Consider the following 18,679-nt stretch of genomic DNA (forward strand, 5'->3'; position numbering starts at 1 on the left):
TTAATTATAAGATTTATCAATATGAAAAGCGCGATAAAACTTCTCTAAATCCCCATAATCTTTTAAAAGCCCCTTAGCCTCCAAGCCCCTTAGCACTTCTATGGAGCAATCCGTTTCCCTAGGCCACTCCCTAAAATGCCCATCACGCACATCTTTATCTGTTGCGTCTATGAAAACAATAGAATCTAAAATCACCACATCGCGCTTTGCGTCAATATTATTCACCACACGCCAAAGTAGCATATATAAATTTTCTAAATCATTTTTTGCGTTATCCACAACCACAACAATGCGCGCGTGCTTTTGCAAGACTTCTAAATCATTTAAGCCCTCTAAATCATTTTTGGATTCCAACTTTTTACATCCTAAAATCGCCTGAGTTATGGAATCCTTTTTCTCCACCGCAACTAAGACGATAGGATTTTTCGTCTCTGTGTAAATTTGCCTAACGCGCCTAACCTCCACGCCTTTTTCTAGCGCATTTGCTAAAATCTCTTGCAAAGCATTATCACTAAGCACTTCACATTCCTTTAAATCCTTAGCATAATCTTGCGTGCAATCCACCCCTAGCTTCCCCCCCCTTGCAAACTCAGGAGAAGCGTGATCTAGCGCATCACACACACCATCGCTAATTAAACAATTCTTAACGCTAAAGCGATTTAAGAGATAAGGGATAATCTCTAAATCTTGAAGTTTTGGCGCATTTTCATCTACAAAAATTGCGTGTTTGACAAAACTCATCTGCCCCACTCCCCAAAAGGCGTGCATACTCTGTTTTGCAGCATTAGGAAAGCGTGCCTTCATTTTTGCTAAAATGAGATTATGGAACACCCCATTTTCAGGCATATAATAATCCACTAAATCCGGCGTTGTTGTTTGCAATAAGGGCAAAAAGATTCGCTCTGTGGGATAGCCTAAATACTTATCTTCTAAAGGGGGCTTGCCCACCACAGTGGCTAGATACACAGGATTTTTCTTAGAAGTAATCGCGCACACTTTAAGCACAGGATAAGGCTCAATAGGCGTGTAAAACCCAGTGTGGTCGCCAAATCTCCCTTCATCACGCATTGTAGGCTCTACAAAGCCCTCAATCACAAAATCCGCATCATAAGGCACGCATAAATCATTACTGACGCAACGCACAAGTTTTGCCTTTTGCTTTTTGATAAAGCCATAGAGCATTAATTCATACATTCCATAAGGCAGTGGCGCAGTGGCACACCAAGTATAAAGCGGATCTCCACCAATAGCAATGCTAACAGGCATTTTCTTACCCGCCTTGCGATATTCTTCTAGCAAATGCACGCTATCTTTATGGATTTGCCAATGCAGCCCTAAATGATTTTTATCATACACCTGCAAGCGATACATTCCAAGATTGCGCACACTTCCATCAAGGCTTTGCGTGTAGCACTGCCCCATTGTGATAAATCTCCCGCCATCATCACTCCAAGTTTTAAGCACAGGAATTGCTTCTAAATCCACTTCACTGCCTTGCTTAATCACTTCTTGGCACAAGCCCCTACCCTTTAAAATCTTAGGCGATAAGTTGCGCAAATTCCAAAGACCAGGAAGCAAAGCTAGAGCCTGCTTAAAGCTTCTAGGGGGCTTTAGTTTAAGTAGCCTTGCAACTTCACTTGCTTGAGCTTCCACATCTCCAAGGAGCAATTCTACAAGCTTAAAACTCCCAAAAAGATTCATAAGCACAGGCGTTTCATACTGCACACCCCTAGCCTTATCCACAGGATTAACAAACAACAACGCCTTAGAATCCCTGCTTTTAACTTCTAAATACGCTAAATGTGGAATCTCTAACTCCACATCTAAAGGCTCACTAATCACTTTTAGCGCGTTATTTGCTTTTAGCTTATCAATGGTTTGTCGCATTTGCACTCCTTATTTTGCAATCAATGTTTTCTCTATCCTTCCATTATCTATTGCCTTTAATTTAAAGGCTTCTACGCATTTTCCCTCACACACTTCGCATACAATCATTTGAAAAATGCTAGGGATTCCGCTTTTTTCTGGCACACTTAAGCGGTTAGGAATCCCTGTTAAAAAGCGATTAATAGGCTCTTCACACTCCATTCCTATCACACTTTCCCTAGCTCCACTCATTCCCACATCACTCACGCCAAAACTTCCTTCAAAAATCTCTAAATCATCTGTTCCAATATGCGTATGCGTGCCAAAAATCGCTGCAATTTTACCCTTTAGCATCATAAACATCGCACGCTTCTCACTTGTAGCCTCCGCGTGAAAATCCACAATAATATTCCTAATCCCTTCCTTTTGCAAGGCTTCAATGGTAGCATTTGCACAGATAAAAGCATTATCACATTGTGGCATACCAAAATGCCCCATTAAATTTAACACCGCAAATTTTTCCCCCTCCACATCCCCCTTATACACGCCACTTCCAACAACACCTTTAGGATAATTATGCGGACGCAACACGCTAGAGTTTTCAAGGGCTAAAAATGCGATAACCTCCTTTTTATCCCAAGTGTGATTCCCCCCTGTAAAAATATCCACCCCATAGCCTTGAAGCTCGGCAATGCTTTTACCTGTTAATCCAAACCCGTGGCTTGCATTCTCCCCATTTGCAATCACAACATCAAGGCAATAATCCTGCCTTACTTCCTTCACATAACGCGCAACTTGATTCCTACCAACCCTACCTACAATATCACCAATAAATCCAAAGCGCATTCCTATCCTTTTTGTAGCTTTTCTAAATGCAAAAACACCGCCTTTAGCACATCATCTTCATCCTTGCTACTTGCTTTAATGCTTGTCTTATCGCCATTATTTGAAGTAAAACTAATGTTTTGCTGATAATTCATAATGCTTGTAATCCCACATTCTCTTGCGATAATCTTAATACGGATTAAATCCAAAAACTGCCTTGTGTAAATATCTAAACGCCCAAATCTCTCTTCAATCTCCCCTTCTATTTCAAACACAGCCTTTTGCTCCTTACATTTTGATAAACGCCTATAAATCTCTAAACGCAAGCGTTCAGACTCTATTAACTCCGCATTTAAAAACGCCGTTACGCTTAATTTAACCTCTACATTTGCTTCCTTTTGCGCCACATTTCCACTTAAGGCAAAAATTGCATCTTCAAGCATTCTAAGATAAAGCGAGTAGCCAATATTTTTAATATGCCCACTTTGTGCCTCCCCTAGCAAATTCCCTCCACCGCGAATTTCTAAATCGTGATAGGCTAACGCCCCCCCACTACCTAAAAAGGAATTTTTCTCTAAAGCTAATAAACGCTTTTTAGCATCCTCTGTGATGGCTTCAAAATCCTCCACAAGCAAATAACAAAAGCCTTCTTTATTTCCACGCCCAACACGCCCACGCAACTGGTGCAAATCTGCAATCCCAAAGCAATTTGCATTATCCACTAAAATCGTATTTGCATTGGGCAAATGGATACCCGATTCCACAATGCTTGTGCAAAGTAGCATTTGATACTCCCCCCTAGCAAAGCCTAGCACAATATCCTCCGCCTCTTGTGCTTGGATTTGTGAGTGTAAAATCGCAATCTTAAGCGTTGGCAACACGCGCAAAATTTCCTCTTTTTTTTGCGCGATTGTCGCAATGCTATTGTGGATATAAAACACCTGCCCACCACGGCGCATTTCACGCATAATAACTTCTTTTAAAAGCGCATCATCAAGGCTTTTTACAAAGGTGCGTGTTGGTTGCCTCTCACTTGGGGGAGTTTTTAGCTCACTTAAGCCTTTAATGTGTGAGAGTGCCATATTTAGCGTGCGTGGAATGGGTGTTGCTGACATTGAGAGCAAATGGATATTTTGGCTTAAATCCTTAATCTTTTCTTTTTGTTTCACGCCAAATTTATGCTCCTCATCCACTACCATTAAAGCAAGCTTTTTAAACTCCGCACTAAGTAATGCGTGTGTGCCAACTACTGCATTTAACTCCCCATTTTTCAAATCGCTTAAAATTTGCTTTTTTTCTTTTGTGCTAACATATCTATCTAAACGCGCTAATTTAAGTCCAAAGGGCGCAAATCGTTCTTTTAGCGTGTTAAAATGCTGATAAGCAAGCAAGGTTGTAGGCACAATCATCGCTGATTGCAAACCACTTAAAAACGCTACAAACATCGCATTCATCGCAACTTCTGTTTTCCCAAAGCCCACATCCCCACTAAGTAGCCTATCCATTACCTTACCGCTACTTAAATCCCTAAAAATCTCCTTAACCACCTGTGCTTGATCCTCTGTATAATGGAATCCACTTTTATTTTGAAAGAGCAAAATCTCTTCTTTTTGCACATCACACACCACACCATCTATTAACTCACGCTTTGCCGCAAGCGCAATGATGGCATTTGCAATCACAAAAAGCTTTTCTCTAACCTTTTCTTTAAGCTTTGCAAAAGAACCCTTCCCAAGCTTATCTAAAAGCGGAATCCCATCAGCAATGTAGCGGTCTATCCTCTCTAAATTTTCCACAGGCAAAAGAAGCTTATCCTCACCCAAATAGCGCAACACAATAAAATCACGCGTCGCTCCAAAAATATTTGCCTGTGTGATTCCACTAAAAATTGCGATTCCATAATCACAATGCACCACATAATCGCCAACATTTAACTCATCTAATAAAATCTTAACCCTAGTGCGTTTTTGTTGCTTTTGTGGAGCATTAAGCGAGAGAATCAAATGCTCTTTACCTAGAATATTAATCGCATAATCCACACCAAACTTAAAAGTATAAGGCGCATCTAATGGAATCCTAGCTTGACGCACCTGCGCTTCGCTCTTTGCTAGGATTGTGATTGCCTTTGTGCTATGGAGTTCTAGGAAGTTTTGTAAGGTATTAAAATTATAATCAAAATCTTGATATTCCTGTGTGGAATCTAAAATCTTACCTTCAAGCACGCATTGTAATTGACTAGCATTTTGCTCCTTAAACTCTAGGGCTTCTTTTGCTAAACCCTTGACACTTGGTAAAACTACAAAAGGATATTCACTTAAAAAATCCTTTGTGATTCCAAGTTTTTCTAAACACCAAAATCCATAGCCTAAAATATCCCCACTTCCACTATCTAGCATTGAATACTTACAAGAAAGCTCTAAAATTGTTTCTTTTAGCTTCTCATAAGATTCCGCATTTAAATTTAAAAATGCAGGAACAATCTCCAAAGACTCCAACGATTCTTTAGAGCATAATTGCGTCTGAGAATCAAAATGCCGCACACTCTCAATCTCATCATCAAAAAGCGTGATGCGATAGGGCTTTTCACTATTTGGCGTTAAAAGATCAATAATATCCCCACGCACTGAAACTTCCCCGCCAAGCTCTACTAAATCCACAAATTCATAGCCAAAATGCAACAAACTCTCTTTAAAACTCTTAAGGCTTAAAACATCGCCAACTTTAAGCCGCATTGTCAAAAGCGATTCCATATTTGGCATAGGGTGCAAAAGCGTATGAAAGGGCGAGAATAAAATCTTGCCCCCAAAATTCCCTTCGCCTTCAATATTCCCTTCACTTGGAAACGCATAAAACTCTCTTAAAGTTTGAAACAGCGCATTTAACTCTTCTTGGTAGCTCCTTAAATCCTCCCCAAATGCTGCCCTAAAATCGGGCAACACAAAGGCTTCAAATCCTAAAAACTTTGCCACATCGCTACAAGATAAAGCACTTCTCCTATCTTCACATAAGACTATAAGCCCATCTTTAAAGAGTGTTTTAAACTCTTTGCTATGTGTCTTTAAAAATACATAAAGGCTACTCTGATGCAATGCCTTCCTCTGTTTTTTGATTTAAAGGAATTGATTTTAATGTTTTTAAATCCTCTTGCTTTTTTTCAAATTCATTATTTTTATGCACAACGCTTTGCCCAACAAACTCCCCACCTTTTTCAATGATAAGCTCTTTTGCGACAATGCTCCCATCAATTCTGCCTTGGGGCAAAATCTCAACAATGCTACAAGTGCAACTCCCCATAAGTTTTCCGCTAATGACTAAATGCTCCGCATTAATGCTGCCATCAACATTCCCTGTTTTACCGATTGCCACATTTGTTTTTGCAACAACATTTCCTTCTAAATCGCCATCAATGTGTAAATTACACTCACTATACACATCTCCTTTTATTTTTGTTCCCTCTGCAATAATGCTGGTGTTTGCTGAATTTCCACCAATTGATTTATCATTGTTAGTAAAGATTGCCATTTGACATTTTTCTCCTTTTCAAAAATTTGTGTGTAATCCCGCATTGTCCATTCAATAAAAGGACGCGGATTAAGGGCTTGCCCTAAATAACGGATTTCATAATGCAAATGCGGACCTGTGCTTCTCCCACTATTACCAGAATAAGCAACAACCTGCCCACGCCTTACAAAATCCCCTTTTTGAACAGCAATTTTACTCAAATGCGCATAAAATGTGCTAAAACCAAAGGAATGCTCTAATTTCAACATCACTCCATAACCACCATTATAACCATTATTAACATAATAAGCCACACCATCAGCTGGAGCATAAATAGGTGTTCCAACAGGCATACCATAATCAACCCCTGTATGCAAGTGCTTGCGTTGGGAGACAGGATTAATACGCTCTCCCCAATCAGAAGTTACACGGTATTCACTACGCATAGGCAAGCCATTTGGAATTAGTTGCATTACAAAGGCTTTTTGCGCTCCTGTAATGCTAGCTAAATCCACACGCTCAATCAAACTTAATTCTTTAGGATTCACCACTCTATCACTTAAACCCACAATCCCCTCTAAATCCTCTATCCTATCAGAAACTTTAACAAGTTCCTGTGTTTTCTCATCAATCAAGGCTTGCAATTCTTCATTTTTCTCATTAATTTTATAATATTCTTGTTGCATCAAATCGCGTTTAACTTCAATTTGACGCACTTCTGTTAATAATAATCGGATAGAGATAAAACTAAAGAAAAAAATCACCACCACAAGCAAAATCACATACAACACAATTTGCTTCACATATTGGCGGATATTATATTGCTTAGAGCCATTAATATCAGTAATTGTTACAACAAAACGATTTTTCATCTACTTTTCTTCTATCTTCTTTGCTTTAAAATCTCTCAAAAACTTCGCCACCACGCTAAAAGAACCGCACACAAGGTATTGCGATTCCTTTTTTAATGCCACAAAATCACAATAGGGAATCTCAAGTTCTTGTAAAATTTTCTCCAACGCACTCTTATCAATCACGCGCAAATTCTCCACCTGAAAAATCTCAACACGCTGAATAATAGGTTTTAGAAGCGATAAGATTGCTTTTGGATTTTTATCAGAATAAGAATTATAAATTAAAATGGTTGCATTCCTATTAAAATTTGCATAATGCTCTAATAACGCCTTTGCACCATCTGTATTGTGTAAAACATCTAAAAAAATCTTTGGCGTTAAACTTTGGAATCTCCCTTGCAAATCAAGGGGAGGAAGCGTTTGCAAAAGAGATTTTAAAGCAAAATTTGAATTAAAATCAATTTTAGATTCCAACTTTTTTAAACTTGGAATCCTTTTTATCGCCATAACTAAACCCTGCCAAGCAAGTGTTAAATTTTGTGCTTGATAGCTTGGATAATGATGCGCTTTGACATACTCTAAAATACTTTGTGGAATTTCTTTGAGTCTCTCTAGCTCCACATCTCTTTCTTTAGCGATTTGCCCTGCAATGCTGACCACTTCTTTTTCTCTTTGAAACCCTAACACAGAGAGTTTTACCATTGCATTGAGTTTTGTTATGGCAATCTCTTTAATGCTTGTGCCAAGATAATCTTCATGATCCATTCCAATGCTTGTAAAAAGTGTGAGTTTTGGAGTGCTACAAGTTGTTGTAGAATCATACTCTCCGCCAAGCCCCGCTTCTAAAATCACAATCTTACAATCCTTAAAAATTTTAAAAGCTAAAAATGTCAGCACTTCAAAATAGCTTGCCTCTTTTAAAACCTGTAAATCTAAACTAGAAAATGCACTCTCTAACGCAGATTCCCTAACACTCTCTCCATTAATCCAAAATCTCTCACAAAGCGATAATAAATGCGGGGAAGTAAAATGCCCCACCCTTACCCCTAAAGCCTTAAGCATTAAGGCTAGAAATCTCCCTGTGCTTCCTTTCCCATTTGTGCCTATTATTTGAATAATAACTTGATTTTTATTAAAACTTAAATGGAGTTTTTCTAAAAGCCTTGGTGCGCGTTTTGGATTAAAAGGTGCATATTCTGCTCCTTTTTGCTTTAAAAAACACTCCAACCTAGACATCATATTGAATAATCCCTTGTGAGTCTTTGTGTTTAACAAATTCCTCAAGGCTAACTTTAAGCATAGATTCTAAATCTCTTGCTTCTACACGATGCGACACTTGCGCACTTAAAGAAATTGCAATGCGCGTTTGCTGAAACATAAACTTGCTATGGCTCACAATCTTGTCTAAATTATAAATAAAGGCAATTGCCTCTTCTTTTTCTCTCCCAAGCAAACAAGCCAAAAACTCTTCATTCCCATAATAAGCAATCAAATCACTTGTGTTGCTATATTGCTTTAATAACCTTCCAAGCGTTGCTAAAATCCGTTTTGCCGCTTCAACTCCATAATGAAGTTTGATTTTATCATAACTTGCGATTCCAAAAACAATCACTGCGTAATTTTCACTTGTTTTTACAAATTCCTCTTCAGCATAATTTAGCACTTTTTGCATTCCAACCTTGCTCATCAAAGTCGTCATCGCATCAATAGGCAATGCCATTACATCTTTAAATTCTAACAGCTTTTTAGACGGATGTGTCGCTGGATTTGTAAAATCGTGCTTTTGTGGTTCTTGTTGGTTTAGAGAAGAAGGCAAGGCACTTAGGGCTAAGATTTGAGCTTCTAAGCCTTTTAGCAATTTAAGCTGCTCTTCTTTTGTAGGCTTTGACTCTTTTAAGAACTCACGCACATCATCTTGCCATTTTTGGATTCCAAAATAAGGAATCTTAAAATTACTTAAAATTTCAAGTGCCTTTAAAAAATCTAAAAAATCAAATTCTGGAATCTTTTTAACCTGCTCCATCCAACGCTCACGCCAATTATGCATAGATTGAGAATTTAGCTTATCAATTTCAATCAAATGTCCCTTTGCAAGCATACTTACCTCTTTTTGAGGATGTGTAGCAAGCAGGCGCAAAAGCAATTTTAATGTTTCAAGTGAAGTATTAAAATTTTTCTTTGAAAAATTAAGATGATTAATAGCCTTTGTTAAAGCAATAAGAAGCTCATTTTTATGCTTAAATTTCTTGTGCGGTAAATTCTCTTTAGCTTCAGGATCTAACATTTCAAGCACCTTTTCAATGCTCAATTCTAATTCCACCACAATACCCATTTTCTTAGCTGCTACACAATAAGCTTGCGCATAAGCCTCTGGCGTTGGTTCTTTTCCCTCCTTTAACAATGCCCTCAAAGCTTCTCTAGCAATGTTTTGTGCATTTTGCATCAATGCCCCTCAATCCCTATTTGAGAAATAAATCCATCTAAAGCTTGGAGTGTTGCGCGATTAATCGCCTCAAGTCGCACAGAATCCGTAATGATAGAACTCTCATTCAAAGAAAAGCTATAAAATCCTCTTTTATTAAACACACGCATTTTTTGACTTAGATTATTGATAAATTTAAATTCCACAGCAACTTCGCAACGATAAAATGTTGCAAAACCTGTGCGGTTCTCTGCAAGAGAGTTAAAACTTACTGAACGCAATTGCACTTCTATAATGGAAGTTGCATTTTCTTTATCCACAATATTTGCGTGCAGGCGACCAAAAATACTTTTAGAGAGCTCATCTTTTAATGCCACACTATTTTGGGGATCTCTAGGATCAATTTTTACTTCTACATAAATTTTATCGCCCAATGTTTTTTGGGTGTTATGCGCTAAAGGCTTATAACCACACGCACTAAAATTCAATGCTAAAAAAGCTACTAAAATTAGAAAAATTTTTTGCATCATTGCACCACAAAATTCACAAGCTTATTGGGCACAACAATTTCTTTTACAATGGCGACTCCATTAATCCATTTTTCAACGGCAACTTTTGCAAGCGCTAAAACTTCTGTGTCATCTGCATTGATAGCCACTTTAATTTCACCTCTACGCTTACCATTGATTGTAATTGCCATTGTAATGGAATCCTCTTTTAATGCAGACGCATCTAAAGCAATGGGAGCAAAATTTGCAAGATTAAAATACTTCTTACTTAACTCCCAACAAATGTGTGGAATAATCGGCTCTAGCACATTAAGCAAAATAAAATACCCCTCGCTCCACACTTTAGCATTATCCTGCTCATTAAGGGCATTTAAAGCTTCCATACAAGCAGCAATGAGCGTATTAAAAGCATATCCACTCTCGTGTGTGAAAGTTTCATTGGATTTTTTCAGTGCTTCATAGACTTTTTTGCGCGCATATTTTTCCTTCTGGCTTAAATTTTCTACTGCAATTTTTGGTAAGATGGTAATTTTTTGCACTTTTTCAATCTTTGCACACAAACGCTTAATAAAGCGAAAAGAACCCTCTACTGCTGAATCATTCCATTCCAACTCCCGCACAGGAGGAGCTGCAAATAAAATAAAAAGCCTTGCAGTATCTGCACCAAATTGCGCAATAATCTCACTAGGATCTACAACATTTCCTTTGGATTTGCTCATTTTTGCACCATCTTTTGTTACCATTCCTTGTGTTAAAAGATTAGAAAAAGGCTCACTAGATTCTGTATAACCCAAACTTTTTAAAACTTTTGTGAAAAAACGCGCATACAATAAGTGCAAAATCGCGTGTTCAATCCCGCCAATATATTCATCAACATCCATCCAATATTGCGCATCTTCTGCGCTAATTGCCTCATTTTGGCGCAAATTTTGTGGCGTTGTGTAACGCAAGAAATACCAGCTAGATTCCACAAAAGTATCTAGTGTATCTGTTTCTCTAAGTGCGTTTTTCCCACATTTTGGGCAAGCACAATGCTTCCAACTCAAATGCTTATCTAGCGGATTCCCCTCCCCATCAATGCTAACATCCTCAGGCAATGCAACGGGTAATTTCTCTAAGGATTCTGGCACAATGCCACAAAACTCACAATGGATTAAAGGAATCGGAGTCCCCCAATATCTCTGCCTTGAAATCCCCCAATCTCGCAATTTAAAATTTACAACAGCCCTACCCTTGCCACTTTTTTCAAAATAAGCAATGATTTTTTGCTTTGCCTCTTCATTATCCAAGCCATCATACTCTTGTGAATTTATTAGCACCCCACCTTCTGTGTAAAAACCATTTTGCGTAAAATCTTTGGAATCTTTTGGTTGAATCACAGGAATAATAGGTAAATCATATTTTTTAGCAAACTCAAAATCTCTTTCATCGTGGGCTGGCACACTCATCACCGCCCCACTTCCATAACCCATTAACACAAAATTTGCCACCCATAATGGAATCCTTTTTTGACTTAAAGGATGAATGGCATAAATTCCAAGTGGAATCCCTATTTTTTCTTGCTGTGCACGCTCCCTTTCGCTTGTGTTTTGCATTACTTGAATTTGCTCCATCACTTCTTTTGCAAGTCCATAGTTTTGCGCATTTTCTAATATTGCTTTCACTAAAGGGTGTTCAGGTGCAACTGCGCAATAACTCGCACCAAAAATCGTATCAGGACGCGTGGTAAAGACTTCTAATTCTGAAATCACGCCATCCCCATTTTGAATACTTTTTTCTAACTCAAAGACAAAGCTTAACCCCTCTGACTTACCAATCCAATTGCGCTGCATTGTTAAAACTTGATTAGGCCACTTCCCCTCTAGTGCATCTAAATCCTGTAATAATTCCTCAGCATAATCTGTGATTTTAATGTAGTATTGATACATTTCTTTTTGCACCACAGGCGTATCGCAACGCCAACATTTTCCTTCAATCACTTGCTCATTTGCAAGCACGGTTTTATCATTTGGACACCAATTTAAAAAGCCCTTTTTGCGATAAATTAGCCCCTTTTCCCACATTGCGATGAAAAAAGTTTGCTCCCATTTTGAATAAACCCTATCACAAGTTGCAAGTTCACGCATTTTTGAAAAAGAAAATCCAAGACTATAAAGTTGGGATTTCATATTTTCAATATTAGAATAAGTCCAAGCTTTAGGATGTGTTTTATGCTTAATGGCAGCGTTTTCTGCTGGCATTCCAAAAGCATCCCAACCAATAGGATGCAACACATTATAACCCTCTTTGCGAAACTTCCTAGCAATCGCATCGCTGATGCAATAATTGCGCACATGCCCCATATGGATATTCCCGCTAGGATAAGGAAACATACTTAAAATATACTTTTTAGGCAAAGCTTTATCTTCTCTTGGTTCATACGCACCACTCTCTTCCCAAAACTTCTGCCACTTCCTCTCAACTTCCCTAGGATTGTATTCCATACCACACCTCTAATTATAGTTGTTGTAGCTCTTAATGCTTTCAATAGAGATAAATATAACAGATACAATATTTGCAACCAATGCACCAAGCGCTAATGCTACTGCGACATTAATGTCATCAAATACTTGCAGATAAATCAATGCCGGAATTAAATGTAAATCTGCCACCAAAGAAGCTGCCATGAGCTCTGCTGACATAAAGCTCCTAACCCCAATCTTTAAAATCGTTGAGAGAATATTGACACCACCTGCGATAAATAGCATCACCAAACTTTGTTCAACCAAAAAGCCAACCGTAAAAGTTAGGCTCATCAAAATAAAAAAAACAAAAGTTACCTTTCCCCAATCCATTAGATTCTACCCCTTTCATACATTTCTCGTAATTTCTTTTTCTCTAATGCCTTTCTCTCTGCTTCAATCACTTTTTGATAATATTTTTGCAAATCAAATCCAAACAAAATCACAAGTTTACTTGCAACAAAAATAGAGCTATAACTCCCAACAATAGAGCCAACTAACATTGGCAGACTAAAACCTTTAATAATTTCTCCACCAAAAACATAAAGAGTAAAAACCGCAAAAAACATTGTTAAAGAAGTTAGAATCGTCCTTGAAAGCGTAGCTGAAAGTGCTTCATTAATAACATTTTCTAAGGTTTCTTGATTTCTAAGACTAATGGTTTCACGGATTCTATCAAAAATAATAATTGTGTCGTTAATGGAATATCCAATGATTGTTAAAAGTGCAGCAATCACTTCTAGCCCTAAATCAATATCAAACAAAACCACAGCTCCAGCAGCAATCACAACATCATGCACAAGTGCTAAAATCGCTGCTAGCGCAAACCGCCATTCATAACGATAAGAAACATAACACAGAATGCTAATTAGTGCAAGAATAAGTGCTACACTCCCCTTTTCTCTAAGCTCACTTCCTACCTTTGGACCCACAACATCTACACGGCGCACACTAAGATTGCCTGTGTCTTTAAGGACATTTGCCACTTCTTGCCCAATATCTTCATTTACGCTTGATGAAGCTGTTGGAAGTTTAATTAAAATCTCCTCTGGTGAGCCAAACTCACTCACTTGCACACCATTATACTTCTCTACCGCTTCTAATGTTTTTCTAATCTCTGACAAAGGAGCTGGCTTTTCATACTGCACTTGAACAATTGTCCCACCAGCAAAGTCTATACCAAGACTAAATCCGGGTTTAATAAATAAAACAAGAGAGCCTGCAAATAAAATCAAAGAAAGCACAATTCCATAATTTGACATCTTTACAAAATCATACACTTTATTATGCTTAAAAAAATCCATAGTAATCCTTATTGACTTCTATAACCAAACCACAGCGCATAATTGCCTGATTTTATAATACGATTCTGAAACATTCTAAACACGCCGTGCGTTCCAACAATTGCAGTAATAATTGATGCTAAGATTCCAATACTCATTGTGATTGCAAATCCTTTAATTGCCCCAGTTCCACACATATACAACAACACCGCAGCAATCAATGAAGTTAAGTTGGAATCAAAAATCGCTCTTGAAGCGTTAGCATAACCATTTTCTAGGGATTTGATAAAATTCTCTTTAGCGCGCAATCCCTCTCTAATTCTTTCATTAATAATCACATTTGCATCCACTGCCATACCCACCGTTAAAATAATCCCAGCCATTCCCGGAAGTGTTAGAGTTGCTCCAAAAAGTGCCATCACCGCAATAACTAGCAAAATATTAACCGCTAATGCAATATCTGCAATAATCCCCGCAATCCCATAGTATAGCACCATAAACACAACAACTAAAATCGCACCTGTAATTAGCGCAATCATAGACGCCTTAATGCTATCAGCTCCCAATGAAGGACCCACACTGCGTTTTTCTAGCAAAATTATAGGTGCTGGCAATGCTCCGCTTCTTAATGCAATTGCAATATCACTTGCCTGTTGCACACTAAAGCCACCGCTAATTTGCCCACTTCCCCCACCAATTCTCTCCCTAATCACAGGGGCAGAATACACCTTACCATCTAGCACAATTGCCATACGATTGCCCACATTCTTGCCTGAGAAATCGCCAAAAATCTTGCCCCCCTGTGCATTAAGCGTGAAATTAATTACAGACTGTCCGTTTTGATCATACGCCGCCCTTGCATCTGTTAGCATCGCACCATCTAAAATAGGGATTGCTTTAAGCAAGATTTTTTGCGTTGGATCATCTGCAAAAGGCAAAATCACATCCCCATAGGACTCTGCTTCTGCATCCGTCATCAAAAAAACCCTAGCATTACGCGCTTCATCAACTGCCATCATTTGTAAATGCCCACCTTTGGAAATGAGCTCTAAAGCACGCTGCTCATCCTCTTGTGTTTTAATACCGGGTAATTGGACTAAAATTGCATCTTCCCCTTGCTTGGTTACGCTAGGCTCAGAGAGCCCAAATTGATCCAAACGATTCCTAATGTTTCCAATAGCTTGCTCAATGGCAAAATTCTTAAGAGTTACAATCTCAGCTTCTGTAAAAGAAATTGTGTAATAAAGATTATTCTCTGTAATATTTAAACCCGGAATCGTCTTTAAATACGCATCTATCTTAGCTTTTTCATTAGAATCCAATAACTCAAAGCTAACAAAATCTCCGCGCACACTTAGCCTATCTAATAAGATTTGCTCATCCAATGCATAGTAATTAATTTGTGCCGCTAAAGAAGTGTAACGCGTCTTTATAGCTTCTTGTGTTTGCACTCCTAAAAGCAAATTTAACCCTCCTTGTAAATCCAATCCTAATGTGATTTTAGGACCTTGCGTTTGAAAAAAGGAAGGAATAGAAAGCACGATTCCAAAAAGCGTTGCCACAATAAAAAAGAATAACTTTGTGTTAAAAGATTTTTTCATAAAGGAACTATTGTTCAATTTTTTTAGCAACATAATCTTTGGAGAGTTTTACAACCGTATCGTCATTTAAGCGCACCATAAAAAACTCCTCTTCACGCTTAACAATTTCTACAATAAACCCACCGCTTGTTACAATTTTATCCCCTTTATCCAAACCTTTAAGCATCTCTCTATGGCGTTTAGCCTGTGTTTGCTGTGGGCGGATAATCAAGAAATAAAAAATCGCAACCAACACAAGCAAGGGAAGTAATTGCGTCAAGGTGTTTCCAATATTTTCCATAATCAAACCTTACAAAGTAAAATAAACTTGCGGATTTTACCACTGCTTTACTAATTAAATGTTTAAAACAGAATCTAAAATTTAAGGGGATAATTAACCACAGACAAGGATTAAAACAAAAATCTTTAACAACTATAAGTTGTAATAAACTCAAAAGGATGGGGGCGTGCTTCCCAAGGCCAGATTTCTGTTTCAAATTTATAAGTTTTATAAGCTTGGATAAACTCTTCACTAAACACTCCACCTTCTTTTAAATACGCCCTATCCACTAGCATTTCTTCAATAGCGTGTCTAAGTGTATGTGGAAGCTGCTTAATGCCTTTTTCACGGATTTCATCTAAATGCAATTCAAAAAGATTAATCTCCATTGGCGCACCCGGATCAATTGTGTTTTTAATCCCATCAATGCCCGCCATAAGAAGCGATGCGAATGCTAAATAAGGGTTGCTAGAGCTATCAGGGAATCTAAACTCCATTCGCTTTGCCTTCTCTCCGCTATTATAAGGAATCCTAATGCTAGCACTTCTATTTTGCGCAGAATAAGTCAAAATACTTGGGGCTTCAAAGCCTGGAATAAGGCGTTTATAAGAGTTTGTGCTAGGGTTTGTGAAAGCAGCTAATGCTCTTGCGTGCTTTAACACGCCCCCTAAAAAATGCAACGCCATTTGGCTTAAGCCCTCATAAGCATCCCCTGCAAAAAGATTCCTATTCTCTTTCCAAATACTAATATGCACGTGCATTCCACTACCATTATCGCCATAAAGGGGCTTTGGCATAAAAGTTGCTGTTTTACCATTTAAATGCGCCACCATCTTCACAACATATTTAAGCTTTTGCACATTATCAGCAGCTTCAAGCATATCACCAAACTTCACGCCAATCTCTCCTTGTCCTTGCGCCACTTCGTGATGCACCACAAAGGTTTCTAACCCCACTTGTTTTAGCACCTTCACCATCTCAGCACGCAAATCCACCATAGAATCCACAGGCGCAACAGGGAAATATCCCCCCTTAGTTCCTGGACGATGCCCAAAATTTACCCCTTCAAATTCCTTATTGCGATTCCACTCGCCCTCTTCTGTGTCAATTTCATAATATTGACAATTCACAGAATCCTTAATCTTAATAGAATCAAACACGAAAAATTCATTCTCCGGACCAAAATACGCCACATCACCAATTCCACTTTCCTTAAGATAATTCATAGCGCGTTTAATGATAGAGCGTGGGCATTTCTCATAAGGCTCATCCTTGTAAATATCCCACACATCACAAAACACAACCGCCGTTGTATCCGCTGTAAAAGGATCTATAAAATAACGCACAGGATCTGGAATTAACACCATATCAGATTTATCCACGCTCTGCCAAGCAGGAAGTGAACTTCCATCAAAAGGAATCCCTTCAAAGCTACTTGCATCAATCACTTCTGCATCAAAGGAAAAGTGATGCCAAACGCCCTTAATGTCCGTGAAACGAAAGTCTATAAACTCTACTTCATTCTCTTTGCAATAGTTAAAAAACTGCTCAACAGCCTTCTTATCTGCTACTGGTTTTTGCATTGTTATTCCTTTAATTAGTGATTAATGTGATAATTTGGTGCTTCTTTAGTGATTAACACATCGTGCACATGAGATTCTCTTAAACCACTTTGTGTAATCTCCACAAACTCTGCCTTCTCCCAAAGTGTTGGAATATCCTTAGAACCTAAATACCCCATTGATGCACGCAATCCACCAAGCATTTGATGCGCCACATCAGCAATTTTTCCGCGATAAGGCACACGCCCTTCAATCCCTTCTGGCACAAGCTTTTCTTGTGCAGTGCCTTCTTGAAAATATCTATCAGCACTGCCACGATTCATTGCACCCAAACTCCCCATTCCACGATAAGTTTTATATTGCCTTCCTTGATAAATAATTGTTTCCCCCGGAGATTCTTCTGTGCCAGCTAACAAACTTCCAATCATTACGCTAGAAGCACCTACAGCTAGAGCCTTTGCAATATCGCCAGAATATTTAATCCCGCCATCAGCAATCACGGGAATCCCAGCTTTTTGACACACCTTTGCAACAGCATCAATTGCTGTCATTTGTGGCACACCCACACCTGCAATGATTCTTGTTGTGCAAATACTTCCTGGTCCAATACCTACTTTTACCCCATCTGCTCCTGCATCAATGAGTGCTAGCGCACCTTCGCTTGTTGCAACATTGCCTGCAACAACATCCACAACTAAATCTTTTTTAATGGTTGCAATCGTTTCTAAAATCCCTTTACTATGTCCGTGTGCGGAATCCAAAACCAACACATCAACCCCAGCATCTACAAGCATCTTAGCTCTCTCATATTGAAACACACCAACTGCCGCACCCACGCGCAAACGCCCAAAATCATCTTTATTAGAACTTGGATATTCAATGCGTTTTTGAATGTCTTTAATGGTAATTAGCCCCTTTAAGATTCCTTTTTCATTAACAATGGGTAATTTTTCAATCTTATGCTGATTCATAATATTGCGCGCTTCCTCTAAGCTTGTGCCAACCTTCCCCGTAATTAGCGGTGCTTTTGTCATCACATCTTTAACGGGGCGTGTCAAATCTATCTCAAAGCGCATATCGCGATTGGTTAGGATTCCAATTAAACTTCCGTGGTCATCTACCACAGGCACGCCAGAAATTTTATAATTATCTGTGATTGCCTTTGCATCAGCTAAAGTAGAATTTGGAGAGATATAAATGGGATCAATGATTACTCCACTTTCACTTTTTTTAACCTTTTTAATGAGTGCAGCCTGCGTAACTTCATCCATATTTTTATGGATAATTCCAATCCCGCCAAGCCTTGCCATTGCAATAGCCGTTCTCTCTTCTGTAACCGTATCCATTGCTGCAGAAACAAGGGGGGCATTTAAGGTAATATTGCGTGAAAATTTTGTTTGTAAAGAAACTTCTTTGGGCAAAATTTCAGAATATGCAGGAACTAACAAAACATCTTCAAAGGTTAAGGCACGCGCTCTAATTCTCATAAAAACTCC

15 protein-coding genes are annotated in these 18,679 nt (G+C 38.5%); all 15 read right to left on the reverse strand.

The annotated features are described in order from the left end of the window. The 15 genes from MRZ19_RS00960 to guaB all read right to left on the reverse strand — a co-directional run bounded on the left by MRZ19_RS00960 (nucleotide 1) and on the right by guaB (nucleotide 18,670). The gene (locus MRZ19_RS00960; RefSeq protein ID WP_291029436.1) at nucleotides 1–1,887 is read right to left on the reverse strand and encodes a menaquinone biosynthesis decarboxylase; all 1,887 of its coding nucleotides are present in this window, start codon (nucleotides 1,885–1,887) and stop codon (nucleotides 1–3) included. Nucleotides 1,888–1,896: 9 nt separating this feature from the next. After that, nucleotides 1,897–2,712, reverse strand: coding sequence for a TIGR00282 family metallophosphoesterase (locus MRZ19_RS00965; RefSeq protein WP_291029438.1), 816 nt, complete (start codon nucleotides 2,710–2,712; stop codon nucleotides 1,897–1,899). 2 nt (nucleotides 2,713–2,714) lie between these two features. Further along, nucleotides 2,715–5,780: a transcription-repair coupling factor gene (mfd, locus tag MRZ19_RS00970; RefSeq protein ID WP_291029440.1), complete on the reverse strand. Its 3,066-nt coding sequence runs from the start codon at nucleotides 5,778–5,780 to the stop codon at nucleotides 2,715–2,717. Then, nucleotides 5,767–6,213: a polymer-forming cytoskeletal protein gene (locus tag MRZ19_RS00975; RefSeq protein WP_291029442.1), complete on the reverse strand. Its 447-nt coding sequence runs from the start codon at nucleotides 6,211–6,213 to the stop codon at nucleotides 5,767–5,769. Before MRZ19_RS00975 ends, mfd begins: the two co-directional genes overlap by 14 nt. Next, on the reverse strand, nucleotides 6,132–7,064 hold the full coding sequence (locus tag MRZ19_RS00980) for a M23 family metallopeptidase (RefSeq protein ID WP_291029444.1): 933 nt from the start codon (nucleotides 7,062–7,064) through the stop codon (nucleotides 6,132–6,134). Before MRZ19_RS00980 ends, MRZ19_RS00975 begins: the two co-directional genes overlap by 82 nt. Beyond that, on the reverse strand, nucleotides 7,065–8,285 hold the full coding sequence (locus MRZ19_RS00985; RefSeq protein ID WP_291029446.1) for a Mur ligase family protein: 1,221 nt from the start codon (nucleotides 8,283–8,285) through the stop codon (nucleotides 7,065–7,067). Then, on the reverse strand, nucleotides 8,275–9,489 hold the full coding sequence (locus MRZ19_RS00990; protein ID WP_291029448.1) for a diguanylate cyclase: 1,215 nt from the start codon (nucleotides 9,487–9,489) through the stop codon (nucleotides 8,275–8,277). Before MRZ19_RS00990 ends, MRZ19_RS00985 begins: the two co-directional genes overlap by 11 nt. Further along, a complete protein-coding gene (locus MRZ19_RS00995) occupies nucleotides 9,489–9,998 on the reverse strand; it encodes an LptE family protein (RefSeq protein WP_291029450.1) in 510 nt (169 codons plus the stop codon). The genes MRZ19_RS00990 and MRZ19_RS00995 overlap by 1 nt, the downstream gene beginning before the upstream one ends. Next, a complete protein-coding gene (leuS, locus tag MRZ19_RS01000) occupies nucleotides 9,995–12,460 on the reverse strand; it encodes a leucine--tRNA ligase (RefSeq protein ID WP_291029452.1) in 2,466 nt (821 codons plus the stop codon). The genes MRZ19_RS00995 and leuS overlap by 4 nt, the downstream gene beginning before the upstream one ends. Before the next feature lie 9 nt (nucleotides 12,461–12,469). Beyond that, the gene (locus MRZ19_RS01005; protein WP_291029454.1) at nucleotides 12,470–12,811 is read right to left on the reverse strand and encodes a DUF6394 family protein; all 342 of its coding nucleotides are present in this window, start codon (nucleotides 12,809–12,811) and stop codon (nucleotides 12,470–12,472) included. Beyond that, nucleotides 12,811–13,782, reverse strand: a complete 972-nt coding sequence (secF, locus tag MRZ19_RS01010) for a protein translocase subunit SecF (protein ID WP_291029456.1) — start codon at nucleotides 13,780–13,782, stop codon at nucleotides 12,811–12,813. Before secF ends, MRZ19_RS01005 begins: the two co-directional genes overlap by 1 nt. 8 nt (nucleotides 13,783–13,790) lie before the next feature. Continuing rightward, nucleotides 13,791–15,362: a protein translocase subunit SecD gene (gene secD / locus MRZ19_RS01015; protein WP_291029458.1), complete on the reverse strand. Its 1,572-nt coding sequence runs from the start codon at nucleotides 15,360–15,362 to the stop codon at nucleotides 13,791–13,793. Nucleotides 15,363–15,369: 7 nt separating this feature from the next. Further along, complete coding sequence (gene yajC / locus MRZ19_RS01020) at nucleotides 15,370–15,642, reverse strand: preprotein translocase subunit YajC (protein WP_291029461.1); 273 nt, start codon at nucleotides 15,640–15,642, stop codon at nucleotides 15,370–15,372. A gap of 125 nt (nucleotides 15,643–15,767) precedes the next feature. After that, nucleotides 15,768–17,204, reverse strand: coding sequence for a type I glutamate--ammonia ligase (gene glnA, locus MRZ19_RS01025; protein WP_291029463.1), 1,437 nt, complete (start codon nucleotides 17,202–17,204; stop codon nucleotides 15,768–15,770). A 14-nt stretch (nucleotides 17,205–17,218) separates the two neighbouring features. Continuing rightward, the gene (gene guaB, locus MRZ19_RS01030) at nucleotides 17,219–18,670 is read right to left on the reverse strand and encodes an IMP dehydrogenase (protein ID WP_291029465.1); all 1,452 of its coding nucleotides are present in this window, start codon (nucleotides 18,668–18,670) and stop codon (nucleotides 17,219–17,221) included. Nucleotides 18,671–18,679 lie beyond the last annotated feature (9 nt).

It is taken from the genome of Helicobacter sp. (assembly GCF_022770205.1).
In the GTDB taxonomy this organism is placed as follows: domain Bacteria; phylum Campylobacterota; class Campylobacteria; order Campylobacterales; family Helicobacteraceae; genus Helicobacter_D.